Origin of the sequence: Pseudomonas entomophila L48 (assembly GCF_000026105.1) — a bacterium.
GTDB classification, from domain to species: domain Bacteria; phylum Pseudomonadota; class Gammaproteobacteria; order Pseudomonadales; family Pseudomonadaceae; genus Aquipseudomonas; species Aquipseudomonas entomophila.
The window spans coordinates 4046199-4069847 of sequence record NC_008027.1; the positions used below are offsets into that span (position 1 = coordinate 4046199).

The following is a 23649-nucleotide window of genomic DNA, read 5'->3' on the forward strand; positions in this document are numbered from 1 at the left end:
GTCACGATGTGGAGGTACATTGCAACATCCCTGCTCTGCCTGAGCCTCGGCACCCCACTTCAGGGTGCCTGCGTATCCAATTACCCAGGCCAAACATACACCCTGCTTAGCCGCGCCTCACCGACATCGGCCCAACCCACGCTCACCCCGGCCCAACGTGATTGGCTCGCTACCCGTCAGAAACTGGTCCTGGGAACATCGGCACCAGATTACCCACCGTTCGACATTGCCACCCGCGGCAACGAGTACCAGGGGCTCACCGCTGACTACGCTGGCGTGATCGGCAACGCCCTCGGCCTGCCGGTCCGCGTACAACGTTTCCCCAGTCGGGCCGCGGCGGTCGCCGCCTTGAAGAATGGCCAGATCGACCTGCTGGGAAGCGCCAATGGTTACGAAGCCTCGACGCAAGGCCTGGCCCTGTCACGGCCCTATGCCATCGACCAACCGGTGCTGGTGACCCGCGAAGACGAGACACGCGCACTGGATACAGGCCTGGACGGCATGCGCCTGAGCATGCTCTACCACTACCTGCCACCCGAAGAGATCAACGCCACCTACCCCGAGGCCGAGCTCCTGACCTTCGAGTCGTCCACCCAGGCGCTGAACGCGGTAGCCTTCGAGCAAGCCGACGTGTTCATCGGCGATACCGTGTCCACTCACTACCTGATCAGCCGAGGCCACCTGCCACGCCTGCGCATGGCCAATTTCGGCAAGCACGAAGCCGTTGGTTTCAGTTTTGCCTTGCGCGATGACGACAGGATGCTGCTGCAACTGGTCGATGCTGCGCTGGAAGCCCAGTCAAACAGTACACGCAACGACATCTTCAAGCGCTGGAGCGCTAGCAGTGGCAGCCTGTTGACTGATCGCAAGTTGCAGTTGTCGCCACGGGAAGACCGCTGGCTGCGCGAGCATCCGGTGATGCGGGTGGTGGTCAATGATACCGCCGCCCCCCTGACCTTTTTCGACAACAACGACCGCCTGCGGGGTATCGTCGCCGATTTGCTCGAACTCATTCGCTTGCGCACCGGTCTGCGCTTTAAGATCCAGCGCGCCAGTGGCGATGGCGACATGATCGAGCAACTTGAGTCCGGCCGCGCCGACATCATTGCCACCCACTCCACCGATACACGTCGCGGCAACGCATTGCAGGTCAGCAGGCCCTACCTGGAAAGTGCCTATGTGCTCGTCGGTCGCGGCGGAGCCGATCAACCCAGCTCACTGACGCTGCTCAAGGGCAAGCGTGTCGCCGTCCCTCGCGACAGCAACGTGGCAGCGCTACTGGCCACCCGCCACCCGCAGGTTCGCCAGGTTGCAACGGAGAGCGCCTACTACGCCATGGCGCTGCTCGGCAGCGGCGCCGTGGATGCGGTGATCGCCACCCTGATCGATGCCAACCACATGGTGGCGACCGGCAGTGACCTGGTTATCCGCAGCACGGTTGGCACGGAACCGGCAACCTTCTCGATGGCAACTACCGCTCAGGCCAGTGAGTTGGCGTCAATTCTCGACAAGGCGCTACTGAGCATATCCCCCGAAGAGCTCGGGGTGATCAACAGCCGTTGGCGGGACCACGGCGTGCGCGATGACACCTACTGGCGCCATTACCGCAAGATCATCATGCAAGTAGTCGGTGTCATCGGCATGCTGCTGGTGCTTGCGCTGATCTGGAACGCACGCCTGCGCCGCCAGATCAAGCAACGTCAACGTGCGGAGCGAGCCCTGAACGACCAACTGGAGTTCATGGGCGCCTTGCTCAACGGCACCCCCCACCCCATGTATGTACGTGACCACGAAGGCCGCTTGCAGAGTTGCAACGACAGCTATCTGCAAGCGGTTGGCGCCAGCCCCGAGCAGGTCATCGGCAAGCGCCTGGAGGACACCCCGTTCTGCGATTGTGACTACACCCAGCAGATACAGGACGAGTACCAACGCGTCATGGCGCAAGGTAAACCCTTGATTCTGGACCGCCCTCTGCGCCTGAAAGACCAGGAATTGACGATCTATCACTGGATCCTTCCCTACCGCAACTCGCTGGGCGAAATGCAAGGCATCATCGGCGGCTGGATCGACATCAGCGAACGCCGCAACCTGGTCCAGGACCTGCGCCTGGCCAAACAGCAGGCGGATGACGCGAACCGAGCCAAAAGCACCTTCCTCGCCACTATCAGCCATGAAATCCGCACACCGATGAACGCGCTGATCGGCATGCTGGAGCTGGCCTTGCGCCGCGCCGACCAGGGCCAGCTCGACCGACCTGCACTGGAAATCGCCCATCATTCGGCCCAGGACCTGCTCGGGCTGATCGGCGACATCCTGGATATCGCTCGCATCGAGTCCGGGCATCTGACCCTTGCGCCAGAACCCGTAGACCTGGCCATGCTGGTCGAATCCGTCGGACGCGTGTTCGACGGCCTGGCCCGGCACAAGGGCCTGGCATTGAAAGTGGCCATCACCGACGCTGCGCATTGCCATGTAATGCTTGATCCACTGCGCTTCAAGCAAGTGCTGTCAAACCTGGTCAGCAACGCAATCAAGTTCACCGAGCAGGGGCAGGTGCGCATCAGCGTCAAGCTGCGCAACGGCAACGAACGGGAAGCCCCCATCCTTGACCTGGAAGTGCGTGACAGCGGCATCGGTATCCACGAGGAAGACGTGCAGCGACTGTTCACCCCCTTCGCCCAAGCCAACCCTTACAGTGACGGCGCCCGCGCCGGCACCGGGCTGGGGCTGGTCATCAGCCGCAACCTGTGCACGATGATGGGAGGCGAGCTGAGCCTGCAGAGCCTGCAAGGCGTAGGGACACGCGTACGCCTGGTCATGCCCCTGCGTTGTGTCGACCCGGAGGAACCACTCCCTCGAATGGCCGCGGACATCGAACAGCCAGACACACGCATGAAAATCCTGGTGATCGACGACCATCCCGCCAATCTGCTGCTCATGGCACAACAGTTGAGCTACCTGGGGCTGCGCCAGGAAAGCGCGCGCGATGGCCGCGAAGGGTTGCGCAAGTGGCGTGAGGGCTGTTTCGATGTCCTGATCGTCGACTGCAACATGCCGGGAATGAATGGCTATGAACTGGCCCGGACCGTGCGCGCCGAAGAGCACCTGCACGGCCGCCCGCGCTGCACCATGCTCGGCTACACCGCCAACGCCCAACCTGAGGTGCGCCAGCAATGCCTGGATGCGGGCATGGATGACTGCCTGCTCAAACCCATCGGGCTGCAACTGCTTGGCCAACGCCTTGCAAGCCTTGCCCGTCAGGGCAGGCCGTGCAATGGCTGCGACGAGCCAGGGCATCGCTTCGACCTGGACGGCCTGAGCGCCATCGTCGGTGACAACGCCAACGATCGCGACCGCATACTGAGCACCCTGTACCAGAGCCTGCAGCAAGACCTAAGCACATTGATGGCTATCGACCCGCGGCAGCAGGCGGATGCACTGTCGGCCCAGGCACACAAGATCCTCAGCGCGGCAAGGATGCTGGATGCCAGGTCATTGATTCAGGCGTGCGAAGCGCTCGAGAAACCAGGCCTGTCACAGGACGAGCTGAAAATTCGCCGTCAGGCACTGGCGCGGCATATGCGCCGCGTGGAGAAAGCCCTGGCCAGGCAATTGGGCAGCCTGGCCGAGGCGGAGTAAGCGGCACAGCACCTGCGCCGCCTACCAATCACGATGCCGGGTTGATCGGTTTTTCCGGGTACCAGGCGTCCAGCAGCGGGCTGACTTCGATATTGGTCAGTTCGCTGCGGCCTTTGAGCCAGGCTTCAACAGCGGCGCGCTGTTCTTCGCTGACCGAGCCGCGGGTGGCCTTGCAGACCAGGCCGAAATCGTCGCCGCCGACATAGTCCAGGCCATTGGCGTCCATGGCTTCAGCCAGGAAGGCGTCGAGGAAGGCATCGATGGCTTCATCGGACAGGTCTTCCTTGAAACCCAGGTTCAGTTCGAAACCCAGCTCCTGGAATTCGTCCACGCACAGTTTCTTGCGCAGGCGACGGGAACGGTTGGTAGCCATGAAACAATCCTCTCAAGTAATTACGCGCGGCACTTTACCAGTTTCCAGCGCCCAGCGGCGCTTTTCCGTCGAATACAGCCCATCGACGCTACGCTTGGGGCATAATGCGAGTCTATTCGCCCTGGGGTCATCATTTTCTTACAGCCCCGTTACCCTTTTCCCTCGTGCAGGGTTCATACCTTTATGATCAAGACGCTTCGCCCACTGCTGCTCGCCGGCCTGTTGCTACCCCTGGCATTCCCCAGCCAGGCCGCCGCCGTCAACACCACCCTCCCGCCCAAGGTGCAACAGGCACTCAAGACCAACAAACTGCAGGACACGGCGCTGTCGCTGGTGATGCTGCCACTGGATGGTCCGGGCACCGCGACGGTGTTCAACGCCGACGTCTCGGTCAACCCAGCCTCGACCATGAAGTTGATCACCACCTACGCCGCACTGGAGCTGCTGGGCCCGACCTACCAGTGGAAAACCGAGTTCTACACCGATGGCACCCTGAGCAACGGCACGCTCAACGGCAATCTCTATCTCAAGGGCGGCGGCGACCCCAAGCTGAACATGGAGAAGCTCTGGCTGCTGATGCGTGACTTACGCGCCAATGGTGTGCGCACGGTAACCGGCGACCTGGTCCTGGACCGCAGCCACTTCGTGCAGCCAAACCTGCCGCAGTTCGATGACGACGGCGGCGACGTCAACAAACCATTCCTGGTCAAGCCCGACTCCTTGCTGGTGAACCTGAAAGCCTTGCGTTTCGTTGCCCGCAACGACGGCGGCAAAGTGGTGGTTTCGGTCGAGCCACCGATCGCCAGCATCCGCGTCGACAACCAGGTCAAGGCCGTGGCCGGCAAGCAGTGCACGGGGGATGTGCGCTACAACCCGGTACCACAAGCGGACGGCGTCAGCGTGACCGTCACCGGCCAACTGGCTGACGGCTGCAACTCGCAGACCTACCTGTCGCTGCTGGACCACCCGACCTACGCCGCGGGGGCCGTACGCGCCATCTGGAACGAGCTGGGCGGCACCATCCAGGGCCGTGACCGCTTCGAGGACGTCCCCAAGTCTGCCCGCTTGCTGGCACGCGCCTTCTCGCCGGACCTCGTCGAAGTCATCCGCGACATCAACAAATACAGCAACAACACCATGGCGCAGCAACTGTTCCTCAGTATCGGCGCGCAGTTCCGTACCGATGCCGACGGCGACGACGCCCGTGCCGCCCAACGGGTGGTGCGCCAATGGCTGGCCAAGAAAGGCATCACCGCGCCGCACCTGGTGATGGAGAACGGCTCTGGCCTGTCCCGCGCCGAACGGGTCAGCACCCGGGAAATGGCCGCATTGCTTCAGGCGGCCTGGAAGAGCCCATACGCGGCCGAGTTCATCAGCTCGATGCCGCTGGTGGGCATGGACGGCACCATGCGCAAACGCCTCAAGCGCACCGCGATGAGCGGCGAAGGGCACATCAAGACCGGCACGCTCAATACCGTGCGGGCAATTGCCGGGTTCAGCCGCGACAGCAACGGCCACACCTGGGCAGTAGCGGCCATCCTCAACGACCCCAAGCCATGGGGCGCGTCGCAGGTGCTTGACCAGGTGTTGCTCGACCTCTACCGCCAACCCAAGATCGACAACGGTACCGTGGGTGTCATGCCCTGATGCCCGCCAGCCCCCACGACGCGCCTTGCGCCCGTGGGGGCTGTTCGACTGTACGCTTCAGATAAAGACCTGACCGCGCAAGTACAACGCACCTCGCCCACTGATAATCACCCGCCCGTTACCCGGCACTTCGCACTGCAATTGCCCCTTGCGCGCGCCACCCTGCTCGCAGCGCAAGCTGGCCTTGCCCAGGCGATCAGCCCAGTAAGGTGCCAACGAAGTATGCGCCGACCCGGTAACCGGGTCTTCATTGACCCCCACCCGCGGCCCGAACCAGCGCGTGACGAAATCAAACCCGCGCCCTGGCGCGGTCACCGCCACCCCGCGCACATCAAATGCCGACAACGCGACGAAGTCCGGCTTGAGCGGATCGAGCAGCGCCGCATCGTCGATCACCAACACATAGTCGTCAGTGCGATACAACGCACGCGCGCTACTCAAGCCCAATGCCGGCAGCAAGCCATCGGGAATATCCACGGCGACCGGCTGTTTGGCGGGGAAATCCATGGCCAGCAGGCCATCGCCCCCACGGCTGACCCTCAGTTCACCACTGCGCGTATTGAAGCGCAGCACTTCGGCTTGCTCGCCCAACTGCTCGAACAGCACCCAGGCAGCCGCCAAGGTCGCATGGCCACACAGGTCGACCTCGACGGTCGGGGTGAACCAGCGCAAGTCGAAGGCCTCACCGTTGCGCATGAAGTAGGCGGTTTCGGACAGGTTGTTCTCTTCGGCGATGCGCTGCAGCAGGTCATCCGGTAACCACTGCTGCAACGGAATCACCGCCGCCGGATTGCCGCCGAATGGCTCTGAGGAAAACGCATCGACCTGGAATATCTCGAGTTGCATGCAACGACTCCTTTCAAGCCCGGCTCAACGCCAGGCGGGTATCGGAAACGGTTTATCCACGCACAGGTGTCAGTACCGGTTCACCCGCAAAGAATGCCTGCAGGTTGCGCAGCACCAGGGCGACGGTATCACGAGCCGCCTCGGGAGACTGCCCGGCGACATGCGGGGTCAGCACGGTATTGGCCAACGCCTTGAGTGCGTCAGGCACCGCGGGCTCGTCATCGAATACGTCCAGCGCGGCGCCAGCGATCTGGCCTTGATGCAGGGCGGTGACCAAGGCGTCGGTGTCCACCACGCTGGCCCTGGCGATATTGACCAGGTAACCCTCGGCGCCCAAAGCCTCGAGCACCTTTGCGTCGACCAGATGGCGCGTACCGTTGCCGCCTGGCGTGGCGACCACGAGGATATCCACCGCGTCGGCCAGATGCAGTGGGCTGTCGTACCAGGTGTAAGGAGCATCCGCACGTGGAGTGCGGCTGTGGTAGCTGACATTCATGTCGAAGCCAAGGGCCGCTCGCCGGGCAATGGCCTGGCCCACCGCGCCAAGGCCGATGATACCCAGGCGCTTGCCGCTGACCGAAGGGCTGATCACCCGGTTCCACTCGCCCCGTCGGGTGCTGGCATCGGCTCGGGGAATATCGCGCAGCAGCGCCAGCAACAGTGCCATGGCGTGGTCGGCGACAGGGCCGGCGTTTGCGCCCGCGCCATTGGTGACCGTGATCCCCCGGGCGGCCGCGGCAACCAGGTCGACCTGCTCGTAGCCGGCGCCGATCACGCAGATGATCCTGAGGCTGACCAGCGTGTCGATCTCGTCGGCGGTCAGGCCCAGCGGCCCACGGGTAAGCACGGCATCGATCTGCTGGGCATGACGGGCGATGGCGTCGGCACGCATCTGCGGCGAAGGGGCGCGGATCAGTCGATAGCCCGCCCGCTCCAGCAAGGGCAGGTAATCGTCAACGGTTTCCACCAGGACCAGGACTGTCTTGCTCATGCCACCTCCGGCTCAATGCGAAGGGGCATTATGCGCGGGCAGCGCGAGATGGGCTATCGATGTATCGGCGCGCCCGGTCGAGCGAACACTACTGGGCGAATGCACGCCCCAGGCCACCCGGCACGCCACTGCTGTCGGTCTCCTGCCACGGGCCATTGGGGCTCAGCGACCAGCTCCAGCCGTTGTTCCAGCGGTAGTAGGTGCGCTGGCGGTAGAAGGTGTTGGGTTGCTTCTCCAACACATAGACACCCATTTTCGGGTCCCAATGGCTGGCGCCCCCCGGCGGCGGCGCGAAGCTTGCCGAGGTACGTGGCATGGGCTTGGGCGTTGCCGCGGGGGTGCTCGGTTTGCTGCCCGGCAGCGGCTTGGCCGCCGGCCCCTGGTGCGGCGGCGTGGACTCGATCGGCGGTAGCGATTGCCGCTCGCCCGGTTGATGCACCGTACACGCGGAAAGACCCAGGGCCAGGGTGATCAGGGTCAGGCGTACGGTGCTGTTCATGGGGCTGCTCTCTTATGAGTCGGGGCTGTCGATAATCAGGTGCTGGGGGGCTCGCGTAGTGGTGGGCAGTGGCGCCCCCTGGGCTTTCCATTCACCACGGGTGGGAACACCGGCGCGCGAGACGCGGGCAACCAGTTGGACTTCGGCAAAGTCCGACAGTTTCATTTGCGGGATCATCGCATCGGCGTCCGACAGTTCCACCTCGATGGGCAACTGCGCCACCGTGACACGCTTGGCGGCCAGGGGCATGGGCGGCCCATTGCTGGCACGCGCGAAGATAAACACGGTGTCATCCGGGCGCACCTTGTCCTTGAGCGCCGCAGCCAGTTCGACCCGCACCTTCAGACGCGCCGCCTCGGCCACCTTGCCACCTGAGGCCTTCAGTTTGTCCGCAGCGCGGTCGATACCGCCCTGCAACGCGGCACGCGAGGCATCGCCTTCCGGCAGTTGCGCGAGCAGGCGCTGCCAGAAATCGATGGCCTCCTGATAGCGCTCGCCCTCGAAGGCGGCAATACCTCGCAGGCCAAGGCTGGTGACCTCCCGTGGGTCGGCCTTCAGTGCTTCGTCGGTCAATGCCAGCAGCTGTGGGTTCCATTGCTTGTCGGCAGCGAAGTACAACGCCTGGGCCCATTGACCGAGCAGCTCGGGCTGACGCCCGGCCAAGGCCACGGCACGCTCGAAGGCCTTGGCGGCATCCGCCGGCCGCTGGTCGGCCATGTACGCCCGACCGAGGAAGTACAACCCTTCGGCGGACTCCGGCTGGGCCTTCACGGCACGCTCCAGGCGTGCCGTCATTTCCTGCATCGATTGCGGCGCGCTGGCGAATTCCTGGGTCAGCTCGACCTTGTCGGCGGCGCCGAAATGCAGGTACAACCCCAGCGCCATGGCCGGCACCAGCACCGACGCCAGCAGCGGAACAGCCTTGCCCAAATGGCCTTGAACGGACGCGTCGTTGCGCTCGGTGTCGGCCAGCAGTTCGCGGGCTGCCTCGTCACGGCCCCTGGCCAGTTGCCCGGCATCGAGCACACCCGCCTGCTGCTGGGCTGCCAGTTCGGCGACCCGCTCTTCATAGAGCGCCACATTAAGCGCGGTACGGTCCTGTTCGGCCTGCTGGCGGCGACGGCCGCGCAGGATGGGAATCAACAGGAATGCCAGGGCGGCGAGCAGCAACAGGCCCGCGCTGAGCCAGAATTCAGTCATGGTTGGTTTCTTTTTCCAGCAGTTTGGCGAGACGCTCGCGTTCAGCGGCGGACAGTTCCGGTGTGCCGGCCACGGCCTGGCTGCGACGGCGGCGGACAATCACCGCCAGCACCACGAAGCCGCCGACCAAGAGAATGCCCGGGCCGAACCACAGCAACCAGGTGCGCCCGCTGAGCGCCGGCTTGTAGCGCACGAAGTCGCCATAGCGGTCGACCATGAAGTCGACGATCTGCGGGTTGCTCTTGCCCTCGCCGAGCATACGGAAGATCTCGCGACGCAAATCGGCGGCGATCGGTGCGTTGGAGTCGGCGATGTCCTGGTTCTGACACTTGGGGCAGCGCAGCTCCTTGGTCAGTTGCTGGTAGCGCTCACGCTCGGCCTCGTCGCGAAACTGATAGGTGTCGATGGCCGCCTTGGCCACACCGGCCAGGCTCATGCCCAGCACGGCGGCTGCGAGCCAGCGCTTCATGGCCTGGCCTCGTCGACCAGGCCTTGGTACAGCGGCGCCAGCTGTTCGCGCCAGACCGTGGCGTCGACCACGCCCACGTGCTTGTAGCGAATGATGCCTTTCGCGTCGACCAGGAAGGTTTCCGGCGCGCCGTACACACCCAGGTCCAGGCCCAGCGAGCCTTGCGGGTCGGCGATGTTCAGCTGGTAGGGGTTGTGGAACTCGGCCAGCCATTTCAGCGCGGCGGCATTGTCATCCTTGTAGTTGACGCCGTGGATCACCACGCCCTGCTCGGCCAGCTGGTTGAGGTACGGGTGCTCGACCTTGCACGACGGGCACCAGGTGCCCCACACATTGACCAGCGCCGGGCGGCCGATCAGGTCGGCTTGAGTGAGCGTGCGGTCCCCTTGCACCGTCCCCAGCGAGAACACCGGGAACGGCTTGCCGATCATCGCCGAGGGCAACTCGTCAGGCTTGAGGAACAACCCCTTGTAGAGAAAGACCGCCACCAGCAGGAACACCGCCAATGGCACTACCATGATCCAACGCTTCATGCAGTCGCTCCAGACACACCCAGGACATCACGCACCCGGGCTTTGACCTTGACGCGGTAGCGCCGGTCGAGGGCCGCCAGGAAACCGCCCAGCGCAGTCAGCAGACCACCCAGCCAGATCCAGCGGACATAGGGTTTGATATGCACCCGCACCGCCCAGGCGCCGTTTTCCAGCGGCTCGCCCAGGGCGACATACAGGTCGCGGGTGAAGCCGGCGTCGATACCGGCCTCGGTCATCATCGACTGCTGCACGGTGTACAGGCGCTTCTCCGGGTGCAGCACGGTCACTTCGCGGCCGTCGCGCAACACACGAACGGTGCCTTTGTCGGAGATGAAGTTCGGCCCTTCGAAATGCTTCGCACCCTCGAACAGGAAGTGGTAGCCGCCCAGCTCGACGGTCTCGCCCGGCGCCATGCGCAGGTCGCGCTCGGCGCTGTTGTTACTCGACAGCACCACACCCAGGGCGCACACCGCCAGGCCCAGGTGCGCCAAGTGCATGCCCCAGTAGCTGCGGTTGAGGCCGGCCAGGCCTTTGAGAAGGCCTTTGTGACGGGTCTTGTCGAGGATGTCGCGCACACCGCTGAACACCACCCAGGCGGCCAGGGCGAACACACTCAGGATCGGCCAGTCGAAGTCATCGACGATCAACCCGGCAACCGGCGCCAGCACCGCGCTGCCGACCAGCACCGGGGTCATCATGCTCGCCAGCCATTTGCCGGGTGTGTCCTTCCAGCGCACCACCACGCCGACGCCCAGCACCAGCATCAGCAACGCCATCAACGGCAGGAACAATGCGTTGAAGTACGGCGGGCCGACCGACAGCTTGGCGCCAGTCAGGGCATCGAGCACCAGCGGGTAGAGGGTGCCAAGCAGGATCGTCGACGCCGCCACCACCAGCACCAGGTTGTTGGCCAGCAGCAGGGTTTCACGGGACCACAGGGCAAAGCCGACCTGGCTCTTGACCACGGGTGCGCGCAGGGCGAACAGCGTCAGCGAGCCACCGACCACGAACAGCAGGAAGAACAGGATGAAGATGCCCCGCGACGGGTCGGCGGCAAAGGCGTGCACCGAGGTCAGCACCCCGGAGCGGACCAGGAAGGTGCCCAGCAGGCTCAGGGAGAACGCGGCGATGGCCAGCAGCACGGTCCAGCTCTTGAACACACCACGCTTCTCGGTGACCGCCAGCGAGTGAATCAGCGCCGTGCCCACCAGCCAGGGCATGAACGAGGCATTTTCCACTGGGTCCCAGAACCACCAGCCGCCCCAGCCCAGCTCGTAGTAGGCCCACCACGAACCCAAAGTGATGCCCACGCCGAGAAATGCCCAGGCAACGATGGTCCAAGGCCGCGACCAGCGGGCCCAGGCCGCATCCAGGCGCCCGCCGAGCAACGCCGCGATGGCGAAGGCGAAGGCTACGGAAAAGCCCACGTAGCCCATGTACAGCATCGGTGGATGGACGATCAGGCCGAAGTCCTGCAGCAGCGGGTTGAGGTCGCGACCGTCGCCCGGCACCTGCGGTAGCAGGCGCTGGAACGGGTTGGAGGTGATGATCAGGAACGACAGGAAGCCCACGCTGATCATGCCCATCACCGCCAGCACGCGGGCCAGCATGACCTGTGGCAATTGCCGCGAGAACACCGAGACGGCGAAGGTCCAACCACCGAGGATCAGCGCCCACAGCAGCAGCGAGCCTTCGTGGGCGCCCCACACGGCACTGAACTTGTAGTACCAGGGCAAGGCGCTGTTGGAGTTGCTGGCGACATACGCAACCGAGAAGTTGTCGGTCATGAAGGCATGGGTGAGGCAGGCGAAGGCGAAAGCGAGGAAGGCGAACTGCCCCCAGGCAGCCGGACGCGCCAGGCTCATCCACAGCGAATCGCCACGCCAGGCACCGAGCAACGGTACCGTGGCTTGCACGGCGGCGAAGCAGATAGCCAGGATCATCGACAGCTGGCCCAGTTCGGGGATAACCAGGGCCGCGTTCATGGCTTGGCCCCCGCGTCGCTGGCAGCCTGGCCGCTTTCCTTGAGCGCCTTGGTGACTTCAGGTGGCATATATTTCTCGTCGTGCTTGGCCAGGACTTCATCCGCTACCACCACGCCGTCGGCATTGAGCTTGCCGAGGGCGACGATGCCCTGCCCTTCGCGGAACAGGTCGGGGAGAATGCCACGGTAGGTGATCGGCACCGACTTGGTGTAGTCGGTGACCACGAAGCGCACGTCCAGCGAGTCTGCCGAGCGCTGCACCGAGCCTTTCTCGACCATGCCGCCGGCGCGGATGCGGGTATCCAGCGGTGCTTCGCCGTTGGCGATCTGGGTTGGGGTGTAGAACAGGTTGATGTTCTGCTGCAGGGCGCTCAGGGCGAAGCCCACGGCCACGCCAACACCGGCCAGCAGGCCGAGGATAAGGAACAGGCGTTTCTTGCGCTGCGGATTCACGGTTTGCTCTCCCGGCGCAGACGGCGCGCCTCTTCTTGCAGGTAGCGACGGCGAGCCAGCAGTGGCGCGGCGACATTGAGCGCCAGCACCGCCAGGCAGATGCCGTAGGCCGACCAGACGTACAGGCCATGGTGGCCCATGGCGAGGAAATCACTGAAGGAAGCGAAGCTCATCGCGCAGTCTCCCGGCCCAGGCTGTTCATCACCTCGTCCCTGACCCAACTGGCACGCGCCTCGCGCTTGAGCACCTCGAGGCGCATGCGCAGCAGCAGCACGGCGCCGAAGAAACAGTAGAAACCCAGCGCCGTAAGCAGCAGCGGCAGCCACATCTCCACCGGCATGGCGGGTTTTTCGGTGAGGGTGAACGTGGCGCCCTGGTGCAGGGTGTTCCACCACTCCACCGAGTACTTGATGATCGGGATGTTCACCACCCCGACGATGGCCAGCACCGCGCAGGCCTTGGCGGCGCTGTCACGGTTGCTGATGGCCTGGCCCAGGGCGATGATGCCGAAGTACAGGAACAGCAGGATGAGCATGGAGGTCAGGCGTGCATCCCAGACCCACCAGCTGCCCCAGGTGGGCTTGCCCCAGATCGCGCCGGTGACCAGCGCCACCGCGGTCATCCAGGCGCCTATCGGTGCCGCGCACTGCAAGGCGACGTCGGCCAGTTTCATCTTCCACACCAGGCCCACCACCCCGGCCACCGCCAGCAGGACGTAGCAGGACTGCGCCAGCATCGCCGCCGGCACGTGGATATAGATGATGCGGAAGCTGTCGCCCTGCTGGTAGTCCTGGGGGGCGAAGGCCAGGCCCCAGGTGATGCCGACCAGCAGCAACAGGATGGCGGCCACGGTCAGCCAGGGCAGCATGCGGCCGCTGATGGCATAGAACCATTTGGGGGAGCCCAGCTTGTGGAACCACGTCCAACTCATTTTCATCAGGGTACATCCAGGGTATTGGCCGGGCTGCGGTGCCCGGGACTCGTTATTCGCCGACGCTGATCTTCAGGCCGGCCGCGATCGCAAAGGGTGCCAATGTCACAGCCAAGGCAGTCAGGCTGGCGAGCCAGAGCAGATGACCGGTCGCCGGCATATTCTGCAACGCGGCCTGCAACGCACCACTGCCCAGGATCAATACAGGGATATACAACGGCAGAATCAGCAGCGCCAGCAACAAACCGCCGCGCTTGAGACCGACCGTCAGCGCGGCGCCCACCGCGCCCAGCAAGCTCAGCACCGGCGTGCCCAGCAGCAGCGAGGCCAGCAGTACCGGCAGGCAACTGGCCGGCAGGCCGAGCATCAGCGCCAGCAGTGGCGCCAACAATACCAGCGCCAGCCCGGAAAAGATCCAATGCGCCAGCACCTTGGCCAGTACCAGCAGGGCCAGTGGGTGGGGTGATAACACCCACTGCTCCAGCGAACCATCCTCGAAATCGCTGCGGAACAACCCGTCCAGTGACAGCAATACGGCCAGCAAGGCCGCGACCCAGACCAGCCCTGGAGACAAGGTTTGCAACAATTGTGTCTCGGGACCGACCGCCAGCGGGAACAGCGCAACGACGATAGCGAAGAACACCAGCGGGTTGGCCAGTTCCGCCGGACGACGGAACAGCAGGCGCGCCTCGCGGCGCAAGAGAAGAAGGGATACGCTCATGCCGCCCATTGCCCCAGGTTCAATTCACGGTAGCCGGACGGCTTGTGCTCAAGTGTATGGTGGGTGGTCAGCACCACGGTGCCGCCCTGCTCGCAATGCGCCGCCAGATGCGCCTCGAGTTGGGCCACGCCCTGTTTGTCGAGGGCGGTGAAAGGCTCGTCGAGAATCCACAGCGGAGGGCTGTCCAGGTGCAGGCGGGCCAGGGCGACACGGCGTTGCTGGCCGGCTGACAGCGTATGGCAGGGCACGTCCTCGAACCCGCGCAGGCCAACCGCTTCCAGGGCACGCCAGATGGCATCGGGGCTGGCTGGCTGGTGCAGGGCGCAGAGCCAGGCGAGATTTTCCTCGGCGGTGAGCAGGTCCTTGATGCCTGCGGCATGCCCGATCCATAACAGAATGCTGGCCAACGCGTGACGCTGTTCGTTCAAAGGCGCGCCGTTGAACAGGATACGCCCGGCGGTCGGCTGCATCAGCCCGGCCAGCAAGCGCAGCAGGCTGGTCTTGCCGCTGCCGTTGGGGCCGGCAATCTGCAGCATGTCGCCAGGGCGCAGTTCGAAATCCAGGTGCTCGAACAGCAGTCGCCAGTCGCGCTCGCAGGCCAGGCCCACGGCTTGGAGGTGAAGGGTCACGGTTTCGCCTTTTCAATGCTCGGCTCATGACCGGGTCGCCTGCTTCGCGGGTAAACCCGCGCCTACCGGTTCGACGTAATCCCTGTAGGAGCGGGTTTACCCGCGAAGCAGGCGACACCGATCATGAACCTTGTGTCTCAAGTGCCCCTGCTCGCTGCCGTTATACTGGCAGTGGCAGGCGGCGGGCATTATTACACGCGCCACCACGCTGCCAAGAGGGCTGGACCGACAGGTTGTATACAATCATGACTGAAATCAATAGTCTCGGCGCACAAACTGCGCTAGCCCCCCAGGCGACCAAGGCCGCCATGACCGGCGAGCTGTTGCGCCTGCTGCAACCGCAGCCTGGGCTGCTGGCGCCAGGCGAGACGGCGCGCGCCGAAGTCATGTCGATGCGCCAGGTCGGCCCGGACTTCCAGATGCTGCTGCGCCTGACCCAGGCCAACGGCAACCAGACCCAGCTACAGGCCAGCGCCAATCAACCCCTGCCCCAGGGCAGCCAGATCACGGTCAGCCAGACCGAGAGCAACCGCCTGGCGGTCATGGTGCAACAGGTCAACGCAGGCAACATTGCCTCCCTCACCCGCCTGGACACCAGCCAGGTGCCGGTCGGCACGCTGCTGCAAGGCAAAGTACTGACCAGCCAGGCGCTGCCACAGAGCGCAGGCGAGATCGCCAGCTTCCGTTCGCTGGTGAGCCTGCTCAACAGTCGCCAGGCCGGCGCCACCTTGACCATCGACAGCCCACGTCCACTGCCTGTCGGCAGCCTGCTGAGCGCGTTGGTGCAAGGCGACCAGTCGTTGCGCTTCGTCCCCCTCAGCGGCCGCCAGGACCAATTGGCCATCGCCCAGCAACTGTTGACCCAGCAAGGCCAGCAAGCCTCGCTGCCCAGCCTGCTCAACGCCCTGCAGCAGATCACCACCTCAAGCGATGCCGGAACGCAACTGCGCGCCAGCGCCGAGCGCCTGCTGGCCAGCTTGCCCGATGCGCGCCAACTGGGGGACGCGAAGAACCTCGCCCAGGCCCTGAGCAACAGCGGCGCCTTTCTCGAGGCCAAGCTGCTTGGCGGCCTGGCAAGCGGTGTCGCACCGGACCTGAAGGCACAACTGGTCAGGCTGGTCGCGCAACTGCCCAACCCACCCACGGGCCAGCCACTGAGCCCAGCACTGGCCAGCACCCTGGCCCAGGCCCTGCCCGGCTTCGCCCGTAGCGCCCTGGGCATGCTCGGCCAGGTCAGCCCACGGCCACAGCCAGGCGCTTTCCCCCTGCCCTCGCGCCTGCTGCAGAGCCTGGAAAACGAAGGCGACCTGCAACAGTTGCTGCGCCTGGCCGCCGCCGCCGTTTCGCGCCTGCAAAGCCACGCGCTGTCCAGCCTGCAGCAGTCCGGCCCCCTGGAAAACGGTAACCAGCAGACCACCTGGCAAACCGAGATCCCCATCCGCCATGGCCAGGAGTTCATCCCACTGCAAGTCAAGCTGCAGCGTGAGGAAACGCCGGAACAGCACGCTGATCGGGAACGCGAGAACCGTGACCCGCTGGAGGCCATGTGGCGCATCGAACTGGCCTTCGACCTTGCACCGCTTGGCCCGCTGCAGGTCCAGGCGCAACTGCTGCAGGGGCGGCTGTCGGGACAACTGTGGGCTGAACACGCGCAGACCGCGCGCCTGATCGACAGCCAGCTTGGCGCACTACGCGAACGCTTGCTGGCGCGCGGCCTGGATGTCGGCGACCTGGAGTGCCACCCCGGCACACCGCCGCAAGGGCCACGCACACGCCTGGAACAACGCTGGGTGGACGAAACCGCATGACCTACAAGCAACCCCGCCAGGCCATCGCCCTGAGCTACGACGGCCAGCAGGCCCCGACACTAAGCGCCAAGGGTGACGACGAGCTGGCCGAGGCCATCCTCGCCATCGCCCGTGAACATGAAGTGCCGATCTACGAGAACGCCGAACTGGTGCGCCTGCTGGCGCGGCTGGAACTGGGCGAGCAGATTCCCGAGGCGCTGTACCTGACCATTGCCGAGATCATCGCCTTTGCCTGGCAGCTGCGGGGCAAGGTGCCCGTTGGCTTCGACGACCAACCCACGCCGCCGCGGGATATCACACCCGAGCAGGTCTTCCTGCCAGCGGGTTCGCAGACGCCTTGAACCTCGCTACGGGCACGTTCTGTCTGTAGGAGCGGCTTCAGCCGCGATGCAAACAAAGCGGTAGCTGGCACCTGCTTCGCGGGTGATCGCGGCTAAAGCCGCTCCTGCGGGCTTGCTGCTGGGCTCCAGCTCGGCGCGTTACCTGTGATCCACTGACATCCTCGCGTGGTAACCCGCTACCGCAAACATCCGTACGGGTTGAGTCAACGTTGTGCCTGATTCCTCACACACAGGCCGACTCAACAATGTCTCAAACCTTCATCAACAACTTCGGTGCCGAGCTTGTCCGCACTCACCTGCAGGACATTCCCCGCCCCGACAGACACGCCGCCCAAGCCATCCGCGGCTGGGCCAAAAGCCAGGGCTCAGACCTGGACCCGGAGCAGACCGACGTCGTCACCCTGCACTACCGAGGTAACCAGGCCATCGTCGTCCAGCGCCAGTCGCTGACCGAGGCGGTGCTCTCGAACTGGCAGGGCGAGACTGACAAGAACCTTGTCGGCCAACTGTTCCCGGGACATTGGTCCGGGACACTGCCACCCGGCCCAATACAGATCGTCGATCGACTGCCCACCCGTGGCCCTCTGGAGAACGGTGCCGATTACTCGGTATTCAATGGCCTGTTCCGTCGCACCGATAACGGCCAATACGACAGCACCACGCACCTGTCCGTGGATGTCGAAGCCATGCAACGTTTCATCTGGGACCTGGACTTCCATACCCGCTTCACAGCCATGCTGGACAATTACTGGCAGCGTGCCCTGCACGGCCACCAGTTGTCGATGCGCATCAGTTTCGTCGCGGCCTGCAACAGGCAGGTGAGCGAAGGCTCACTGAGCGATAGTGCACGCCAGCTGGCCTGGCAGGCCGCCGGCCTGATGCCCCGTGCGAAGGGCCTGCGGATCAGCCCGCTGAACATCTACGGCTACGCCGCTACCGATCTGCTGTGCATCACCGATAACGCCCGACCGCAAGTGCTGCTCTACCTGCCCGGCAACGCCTCGCCGCTGCACGAGTTCACCGACATGGCAGCACTTCAGGATTGGTTGGCCGAACAATGCCAGGCCCCCGAAAAGCGCCAGCAACTACGCCAACACTTCAACTTGGCCGACACCCCGGACGGGCTGGACTTCAGCGGGCTGGACACTGCCCTCGAGGGCCTGGGTGCCTACCCTGGCATCCACCACCGGTCGCCAAATCGGCCGGGCTTCACCACCGACGGCCGTTGGTCGCCCAGGGACTACGTCAACTACCGCCCAAACAAATACAGCCCAGTACTCGAAGGCGACCTGTTTGCGGCCCTGAGCCTGCGCCAACGCAAACGCAGCTATGCCGACGCCGACTTCATCATCACCAGCGACCACGAGGTGACCAAGGCGCGCTGGCGCGGCTATCTGGTCAGCACGATCAACCTGCTGGCGCCCTTGGCCGTAGTGCTGCCAGAGCTGGCACCCCTGCTTGCCATGGGCGGCGTCGCCCAGTTCGCGGCAGGGATCGATCAGGCAATAAACGGCAAGACGCTCGACGACAAGGCCGAGGGCGTGACGAACATCGAGTTCGGCCTGATGAACGCAGCGCCGCTCGTCCTGCGGCCCTTGGCGGAGCCTCGCGTGCGATTCCCCGTCAAAAGCAGGCGCTTTGTCTTTCCCAGGCGGGTAAATGACCAACTGGGCTATCCGCTGAGCCCGATCACGCCTTCCGCAGTGCCCGAACACCAGCTGGTCGGCCTGTTCGGCTCGACGGTGCCACCCCTGCCCGGCGGCGATACCGACATCGCGCAGTGGCTGGTGCGCGTACCAGCCTCCGAGGACTCGGAAGGACAACTTCAGTCCGTGTTGAGCGGCTACAACACGCTGGTCCTCTACGACAGCGAACACGATGCCTTCATCCTCGAGTCTGAGGCCAACGAAGTGAGTCCAGCCTACTATCAGGTATCGGCCGAAAGCCGCGGGCTGGTCGGGGTGGAGCCGAGCACCCGCGCAGTCACCGACTCAATACGCACAAGCAGCCTGCGGGCCATGGGCGTGGAAGTGCAGTTGCCCCTGGAGATTCCGCCCTTCGAGGCGCAGCTGCGCGCGCCAATTGCCCGAAAGATCTCGAGCATCTGGATTGGCGACAAAGTGATCGCCCCAAAGCTGTTGACCATAATCGCGCGCAACAGCCAGCGCGTCACAACCAGCCAGTATGCCTACCGGCTGTTCCTGTCCAACGCGAACGCCCAGGCCTTTAGCGAAAACCTGCGGTTACTGGCCGCGCAGGCACCGAATCTCGACGTCCTGCCCCTGGAAGAGCAGCCGTTCTTCGCGAGGTTCCGCGACAGCAAGTACTTCGAGCAGTACCGCGATGCCGTTGGTGGCGCTGGCGCGAACTTCTCCTCGGCATCCGACATCCTGCGCTATCCCCTGCTCGCCGAGGAGGGCGGGTTGTACCTGGACGTCGACGATGCCTTGGTCGCCGACCCCGCCCACCCGGAAAACCCGAGTCGCGCCGCAATCGACTCGGTCACCCTGGCCACCACGCCGGATGGCCTGGTACTGGGTGCGCCGATGAACAACGACTCCCTGGGGATGTACTGCCAGTACAACACCAACATGATCGGCAGCCATGCCGGCAACCCGACACTGCAGGCGATTTCGGACGCCATGCATGAGCGCTACCTGGCCAACCGTGATTTCTACGACCACAGGCCGGTGGTGGACAGCCCCGAGTTCGATGCCTACGCCCTGCGCCTGAGCCACATGACCGGGCCAGCCCTGCTGAACGATGTGATCGACCAGCGCTTGCCACGGCTACGGGCACTGCGCCAGATCATCAACCTGCATGCCTTGCCGCAACATAACGCCATGTACCTGGTAAGCCCTGTGGAGCCTGCCTTGCGCGAGGCAGCGACAGGTGACATACCGCTCAACCAGGTGGCCGAAGTCGGCAACTTCCACTCTTGGGCCAGGCCCTGATGCAACAAGGGCGACCTGATGGTCGCCCTTGTCTCACTCGCCGCGATGCAGCTTGCTCATCAGCTGCGCTTCAGCCTGGGTCAACCCGCAGGTCTGGGTCAACTCCTCGACACTTGCCCCCATCCCCACCAGCTTGGCCGCCTGGGTGAAGGTGACGCTGTTGGGGTCGCGCTGCTCCAGTTGCTGGAGCTTCTCGGGCAGCGGCGCCACCACCGCGCGCAGCTCATGGATGGCCTCCCCCATGCGCACGGTGCCGTTCTGGTAGTCGTCCAGGCGCTTGCCCAGGTCCTTGATGCGCTGGTCGCGCAGGGCATCGCCCTGGGCCTGCTGGGCCGCCAGCTCACGCTGGCGCTTGCTGTAGTTGAGGAAGAACCACAGGCTCAGCGCCCAGAGCAGCGCCAGGAAGATGACAGCAACCTCGAAAATCAACTCAGATGCTCTCCAGCTCGGACCACTCTTCCTCGGTCATCATCTTGTCCAGTTCGACCAGGATCAGCAGTTCGCCGTTCTTGTTGCACACGCCCTGGATGAACTTGGCCGACTCTTCGTTACCGACGTTCGGCGCGGTCTCGATCTCCGACTGACGCAGGTAGACCACTTCGGCGACGCTGTCGACCAGGATGCCGACCACCTGCTTGTCCGCCTCGATGATGACGATTCGGGTGTTGTCGGTGACTTCGGTGGGCATCAGGCCGAAACGCTGGCGGGTGTCGATCACCGTCACCACGTTGCCGCGCAGGTTGATGATGCCCAGCACGTAGCTGGGGGCGCCCGGAACCGGGGCGATCTCGGTGTAGCGCAGGACTTCCTGCACCTGCATGACATTGATGCCGTAGGACTCATTGTCCAGACGGAAGGTTACCCACTGCAGGATCGGATCTTCGGAACCTTGTGCAGACGACTTTTTCATTCCCCTAGCCCTCTAAACCCGCCTATGGCGGTGTGCTCTGTATTGCCGCGGCAGTAGCGGCGTTGATTCAGTTGTGTTTGGTGTTCATCTGCTTGACCGCGCCGCTGGCGATCAGCTCGGCCAGCGCGGCGACATCCAGCAGCGCGCACATGTGCTCGATCACCGTGCCGGCCAGCCAAGGGCGCTGGCCACGCTGGCTGCGCCACTTGATCTCGTTCGGGTCCAGGCGCAGGGAGCGGCTGACCTGGTGCACGGCCAGCCCCCATTCATAGCCCTGGACGGAAATGACGTATTGCAGCCCCTGGCGAAAATCATCGCGATAGCGGTCGGGCATGACCCAACGCGCGGTGTCGAGCACCTTCAGGTTGCCGGCCTGGCAGCTGAGGATGCCAAGGAACCAGTCCGGCTGGCCGAACAACGGCGTCAGCTCCTGGCCGGCCAGGCTGTAGATCGAGCCCAGGCACACCAGCGGCACCGCCAGGGTGAGCCCGGCCACATCGAACAGCAGGCATTCGAAAGGCTCGGCCGCCCAGTCCGGGCGACCATCGACCGTGGCCGGCGGCACGGGTGCCGCAGGCGCAGGCAAGTGGACATCTACCAGCGGCGCGACGGGTTCGGCGGCCTGCACTTCGGTCAGGACTGGGATGTTGGCCTCGGCCACCACTTCAGTATCGACCACAGCGGCGGCCGGCTCGGGTACAGGCTGCAGCGGTGGCAGGACAGTCGGCAGCACCTTGGCCTGGGGCTCGGCGAACGGCCGTGCCGCCACTGGCGCCGGGCTGGCGTGGCGCTGGGCGTCCAGGGCCTGCTCTTCGCGGACCGCAGCCTCGAACTCGTCGCTGGGCGCTTCATCCGCCTCACCTGCCTCCTCTGCCGTCGCGGCTTCGGGCAAGTCAGGCAGGTCGAGGGTCTCGGTGGCCTCCTGCAACAGGCCATCGAGATAGGACTGCAGCGCCAGTTGTGGCTTGCTGGTGATGTGCGGTGCCGAGTTCATCAAGCCACCTGCAACGCGGAACGGTAAGTGAGCAAATGCTTGAGCAGCGCCCGATAGGCGACCACCCCACGGCTCTTGCCGTCGAACTGCGACGGCGTGACACCGTTGCGGCTGGCGTCACGCAGGCGAGTGTCGACCGGAATGTAGCCCTGCCAGACCTGGTCGCCATAGGTGTCGCGCAGCACCTTGAGGGTGCCCAGCGAGGCCTGGGTGCGGCGGTCGAACAGGGTCGGGACGATCTGGTACGGCAAGGCCTGCTTGCGCGAGCGGTTGACCATGGCCAGGGTGCCGACCATGCGTTCCAGGCCCTTGACCGCGAGAAACTCGGTCTGCACCGGGATCACCAACTGCTGGCTGGCGGCCAGGGCATTGACCATCAGCACGCCCAGCAAGGGCGGGCTGTCGATCAGGGCGAAGTCGAAATCCTGCCACAGCTGCGCCAGACTCTTGGCGATCACCAGGCCCAGGCCACTCTGGCCTGGTGACTGGCGCTCCAGCACGGCCAACGCGGTGCTCGACGGCAGCAGCGAGATGCGCTCGTCGCTGGTGGGCAGCAGCAACTGGCCAGGCAAGCCCTCGGGCACCGTCCCCTTGTGCAGGAACAGGTCGTAGCAGCTGTGTTCGAGCGCGTCGGGATTGTGCCCGAAGTAGCTGGTCATCGAACCGTGCGGGTCGAGGTCGACGACGACCACGCGCTTGCCCGCCTCGGCCAGCAGGCCAGCGAGGGCGATGGTGGTGGTGGTCTTGCCGACGCCACCCTTTTGATTGGCTACTGCCCAGACTCTCATCGTGCGTTGCTTCCTCCCGGTATGGCCGACAGCCTTGCCGGGAACGGTGTGAATTTCAGTGACAGGGATTTGACGGATTCAGCCCCCGGTCGACGGTGCTGGCGTGGCTGGTGCACTTTGTGTGCCAGCCCGGCGCATGGCGGCGTCGGGGGTGGCATTGGCGCTGCCGCTGCCGGTCAGGCTACGGCGCACCTCGAGGTTGCGCGAGATCACCAGCACCACGCGGCGGTTGCGCGCGCGGCCGTCGGCGGTGTCGTTGCCGGCCACCGGCTGGTATTCGCCGTAGCCCACCGAAGCCATGCGCGCCGGGTTCACCCCTTCCATCGCCAGCAGGCGAACGATGCTCGCCGCCCGTGCCGACGACAGCTCCCAGTTGGTCGGGTACTGCGCGGTGCGGATCGGCAGGTTGTCGGTGAAGCCCTCGACGTGCACCGGGTTGGCGAACGGCTTGAGAATCTTCGCCACCTTCTCGATGATCTCGAAGGCCACGTCGCTGGGCATCGCGTCGGCGCTGGCGAACAGCAGCGAGGAATTGAGTTCGATCTCCACCCACAGCTCGTTGCCGCGCACGGTCATCTGGTTGGACTTGATCAGGTCGCCGAAGGCGTCATGCACATCGTCGGTGATGGTCTTGAGCGGGTCGGCGCTGGTCTGCGCCAGGCCCGCGTCAGTCTGCTCGCTGTCCTTGATGAGCGGCTCGGCCGGCTTGACGCTCAGCGGTCGCTCGTCACCGATGGGGATCGGCTTCATGCTGCGCTCGGGGTCGTTGAACACCCCGATCAGCGCCTGGGAGATCTGCTTGTACTTGCCCTCGTTGATCGACGAGATCGAGTACATGACCACGAAGAAGGCGAACAGCAAGGTGATGAAGTCGGCGTACGAGACCAGCCAGCGTTCGTGGTTCTCGTGCTCTTCGGTTTTACGACGGCGGGCCATGGC

Annotated in this window: 23 protein-coding genes; 5 read left to right on the plus strand and 18 right to left on the minus strand. The window is 64.6% G+C overall.

Annotated elements, in window-relative coordinates:
- The first annotated feature begins 6 nt into the window (after positions 1–6).
- Positions 7–3639, plus strand: coding sequence for a transporter substrate-binding domain-containing protein (locus PSEEN_RS17360; protein ID WP_011534861.1), 3633 nt, complete (start codon positions 7–9; stop codon positions 3637–3639).
- Positions 3640–3667: 28 nt separating this feature from the next.
- Here PSEEN_RS17360 and PSEEN_RS17365 read toward each other — a convergent pair whose 3' ends face one another.
- Entirely contained in the window at positions 3668–4012 is a 345-nt protein-coding gene (locus PSEEN_RS17365; protein ID WP_011534862.1) for a YggL family protein, read from the minus strand.
- 183 nt (positions 4013–4195) lie between these two features.
- Here PSEEN_RS17365 and dacB point away from each other — a divergent pair, with 183 nt between their 5' ends.
- Complete coding sequence (gene dacB / locus PSEEN_RS17370; RefSeq protein ID WP_011534863.1) at positions 4196–5659, plus strand: D-alanyl-D-alanine carboxypeptidase/D-alanyl-D-alanine endopeptidase; 1464 nt, start codon at positions 4196–4198, stop codon at positions 5657–5659.
- Between the two features lie 57 nt (positions 5660–5716).
- Here dacB and PSEEN_RS17375 read toward each other — a convergent pair whose 3' ends face one another.
- The 12 genes from PSEEN_RS17375 to ccmA all read right to left on the minus strand — a co-directional run bounded on the left by PSEEN_RS17375 (position 5717) and on the right by ccmA (position 14915).
- The gene (locus PSEEN_RS17375; protein ID WP_011534864.1) at positions 5717–6505 is read right to left on the minus strand and encodes a PhzF family phenazine biosynthesis protein; all 789 of its coding nucleotides are present in this window, start codon (positions 6503–6505) and stop codon (positions 5717–5719) included.
- A gap of 52 nt (positions 6506–6557) precedes the next feature.
- Positions 6558–7496 carry a 2-hydroxyacid dehydrogenase gene (locus PSEEN_RS17380; RefSeq protein ID WP_011534865.1) on the minus strand — a complete coding sequence of 313 codons (939 nt, stop codon included), beginning with the start codon at positions 7494–7496 and terminating at the stop codon, positions 6558–6560.
- A gap of 88 nt (positions 7497–7584) precedes the next feature.
- Positions 7585–7995 carry a hypothetical protein gene (locus PSEEN_RS17385; protein ID WP_011534866.1) on the minus strand — a complete coding sequence of 137 codons (411 nt, stop codon included), beginning with the start codon at positions 7993–7995 and terminating at the stop codon, positions 7585–7587.
- A 12-nt stretch (positions 7996–8007) separates the two neighbouring features.
- A complete protein-coding gene (gene ccmI / locus PSEEN_RS17390) occupies positions 8008–9195 on the minus strand; it encodes a c-type cytochrome biogenesis protein CcmI (protein WP_011534867.1) in 1188 nt (395 codons plus the stop codon).
- Positions 9188–9664 (minus strand): cytochrome c-type biogenesis protein, encoded by a 477-nt coding sequence (locus PSEEN_RS17395; protein WP_011534868.1) that lies wholly within the window; start codon positions 9662–9664, stop codon positions 9188–9190. Before PSEEN_RS17395 ends, ccmI begins: the two co-directional genes overlap by 8 nt.
- Entirely contained in the window at positions 9661–10197 is a 537-nt protein-coding gene (locus PSEEN_RS17400) for a DsbE family thiol:disulfide interchange protein (RefSeq protein WP_011534869.1), read from the minus strand. Before PSEEN_RS17400 ends, PSEEN_RS17395 begins: the two co-directional genes overlap by 4 nt.
- On the minus strand, positions 10194–12182 hold the full coding sequence (locus PSEEN_RS17405) for a heme lyase CcmF/NrfE family subunit (protein ID WP_011534870.1): 1989 nt from the start codon (positions 12180–12182) through the stop codon (positions 10194–10196). Before PSEEN_RS17405 ends, PSEEN_RS17400 begins: the two co-directional genes overlap by 4 nt.
- On the minus strand, positions 12179–12634 hold the full coding sequence (ccmE, locus tag PSEEN_RS17410) for a cytochrome c maturation protein CcmE (protein WP_011534871.1): 456 nt from the start codon (positions 12632–12634) through the stop codon (positions 12179–12181). The genes PSEEN_RS17405 and ccmE overlap by 4 nt, the downstream gene beginning before the upstream one ends.
- The gene (gene ccmD, locus PSEEN_RS17415; protein ID WP_011534872.1) at positions 12631–12807 is read right to left on the minus strand and encodes a heme exporter protein CcmD; all 177 of its coding nucleotides are present in this window, start codon (positions 12805–12807) and stop codon (positions 12631–12633) included. The genes ccmE and ccmD overlap by 4 nt, the downstream gene beginning before the upstream one ends.
- The gene (locus tag PSEEN_RS17420; RefSeq protein ID WP_011534873.1) at positions 12804–13571 is read right to left on the minus strand and encodes a heme ABC transporter permease; all 768 of its coding nucleotides are present in this window, start codon (positions 13569–13571) and stop codon (positions 12804–12806) included. The genes ccmD and PSEEN_RS17420 overlap by 4 nt, the downstream gene beginning before the upstream one ends.
- Positions 13572–13617: 46 nt before the next feature.
- Positions 13618–14295 (minus strand): heme exporter protein CcmB, encoded by a 678-nt coding sequence (gene ccmB, locus PSEEN_RS17425; RefSeq protein ID WP_373694285.1) that lies wholly within the window; start codon positions 14293–14295, stop codon positions 13618–13620.
- Positions 14283–14915 carry a cytochrome c biogenesis heme-transporting ATPase CcmA gene (gene ccmA / locus PSEEN_RS17430; protein ID WP_011534875.1) on the minus strand — a complete coding sequence of 211 codons (633 nt, stop codon included), beginning with the start codon at positions 14913–14915 and terminating at the stop codon, positions 14283–14285. The genes ccmB and ccmA overlap by 13 nt, the downstream gene beginning before the upstream one ends.
- 245 nt (positions 14916–15160) lie before the next feature.
- Between ccmA and fliK the strand changes: the two genes are divergently transcribed.
- The 3 genes from fliK to PSEEN_RS17445 all read left to right on the plus strand — a co-directional run bounded on the left by fliK (position 15161) and on the right by PSEEN_RS17445 (position 20018).
- Entirely contained in the window at positions 15161–16723 is a 1563-nt protein-coding gene (fliK, locus tag PSEEN_RS17435) for a flagellar hook-length control protein FliK (protein ID WP_011534876.1), read from the plus strand.
- On the plus strand, positions 16720–17064 hold the full coding sequence (locus PSEEN_RS17440; RefSeq protein ID WP_011534877.1) for an EscU/YscU/HrcU family type III secretion system export apparatus switch protein: 345 nt from the start codon (positions 16720–16722) through the stop codon (positions 17062–17064). The genes fliK and PSEEN_RS17440 overlap by 4 nt, the downstream gene beginning before the upstream one ends.
- Positions 17065–17309: 245 nt before the next feature.
- Complete coding sequence (locus tag PSEEN_RS17445) at positions 17310–20018, plus strand: dermonecrotic toxin domain-containing protein (RefSeq protein WP_011534878.1); 2709 nt, start codon at positions 17310–17312, stop codon at positions 20016–20018.
- A gap of 33 nt (positions 20019–20051) precedes the next feature.
- Here the strand turns inward: PSEEN_RS17445 and PSEEN_RS17450 are convergent, their stop codons facing one another.
- The 5 genes from PSEEN_RS17450 to motD form a co-directional block, all read right to left on the minus strand.
- The gene (locus tag PSEEN_RS17450) at positions 20052–20447 is read right to left on the minus strand and encodes a DUF2802 domain-containing protein (protein WP_011534879.1); all 396 of its coding nucleotides are present in this window, start codon (positions 20445–20447) and stop codon (positions 20052–20054) included.
- Between the two features lies 1 nt (position 20448).
- Positions 20449–20928: a chemotaxis protein CheW gene (locus tag PSEEN_RS17455; protein WP_011534880.1), complete on the minus strand. Its 480-nt coding sequence runs from the start codon at positions 20926–20928 to the stop codon at positions 20449–20451.
- Positions 20929–20995: 67 nt separating this feature from the next.
- Complete coding sequence (locus PSEEN_RS17460) at positions 20996–21922, minus strand: CheW domain-containing protein (RefSeq protein ID WP_011534881.1); 927 nt, start codon at positions 21920–21922, stop codon at positions 20996–20998.
- On the minus strand, positions 21922–22710 hold the full coding sequence (locus tag PSEEN_RS17465; protein WP_011534882.1) for a ParA family protein: 789 nt from the start codon (positions 22708–22710) through the stop codon (positions 21922–21924). Before PSEEN_RS17465 ends, PSEEN_RS17460 begins: the two co-directional genes overlap by 1 nt.
- Before the next feature lie 78 nt (positions 22711–22788).
- Positions 22789–23646: a flagellar motor protein MotD gene (motD, locus tag PSEEN_RS17470; RefSeq protein ID WP_011534883.1), complete on the minus strand. Its 858-nt coding sequence runs from the start codon at positions 23644–23646 to the stop codon at positions 22789–22791.
- Between the last annotated feature and the right edge of the window lie 3 nt (positions 23647–23649).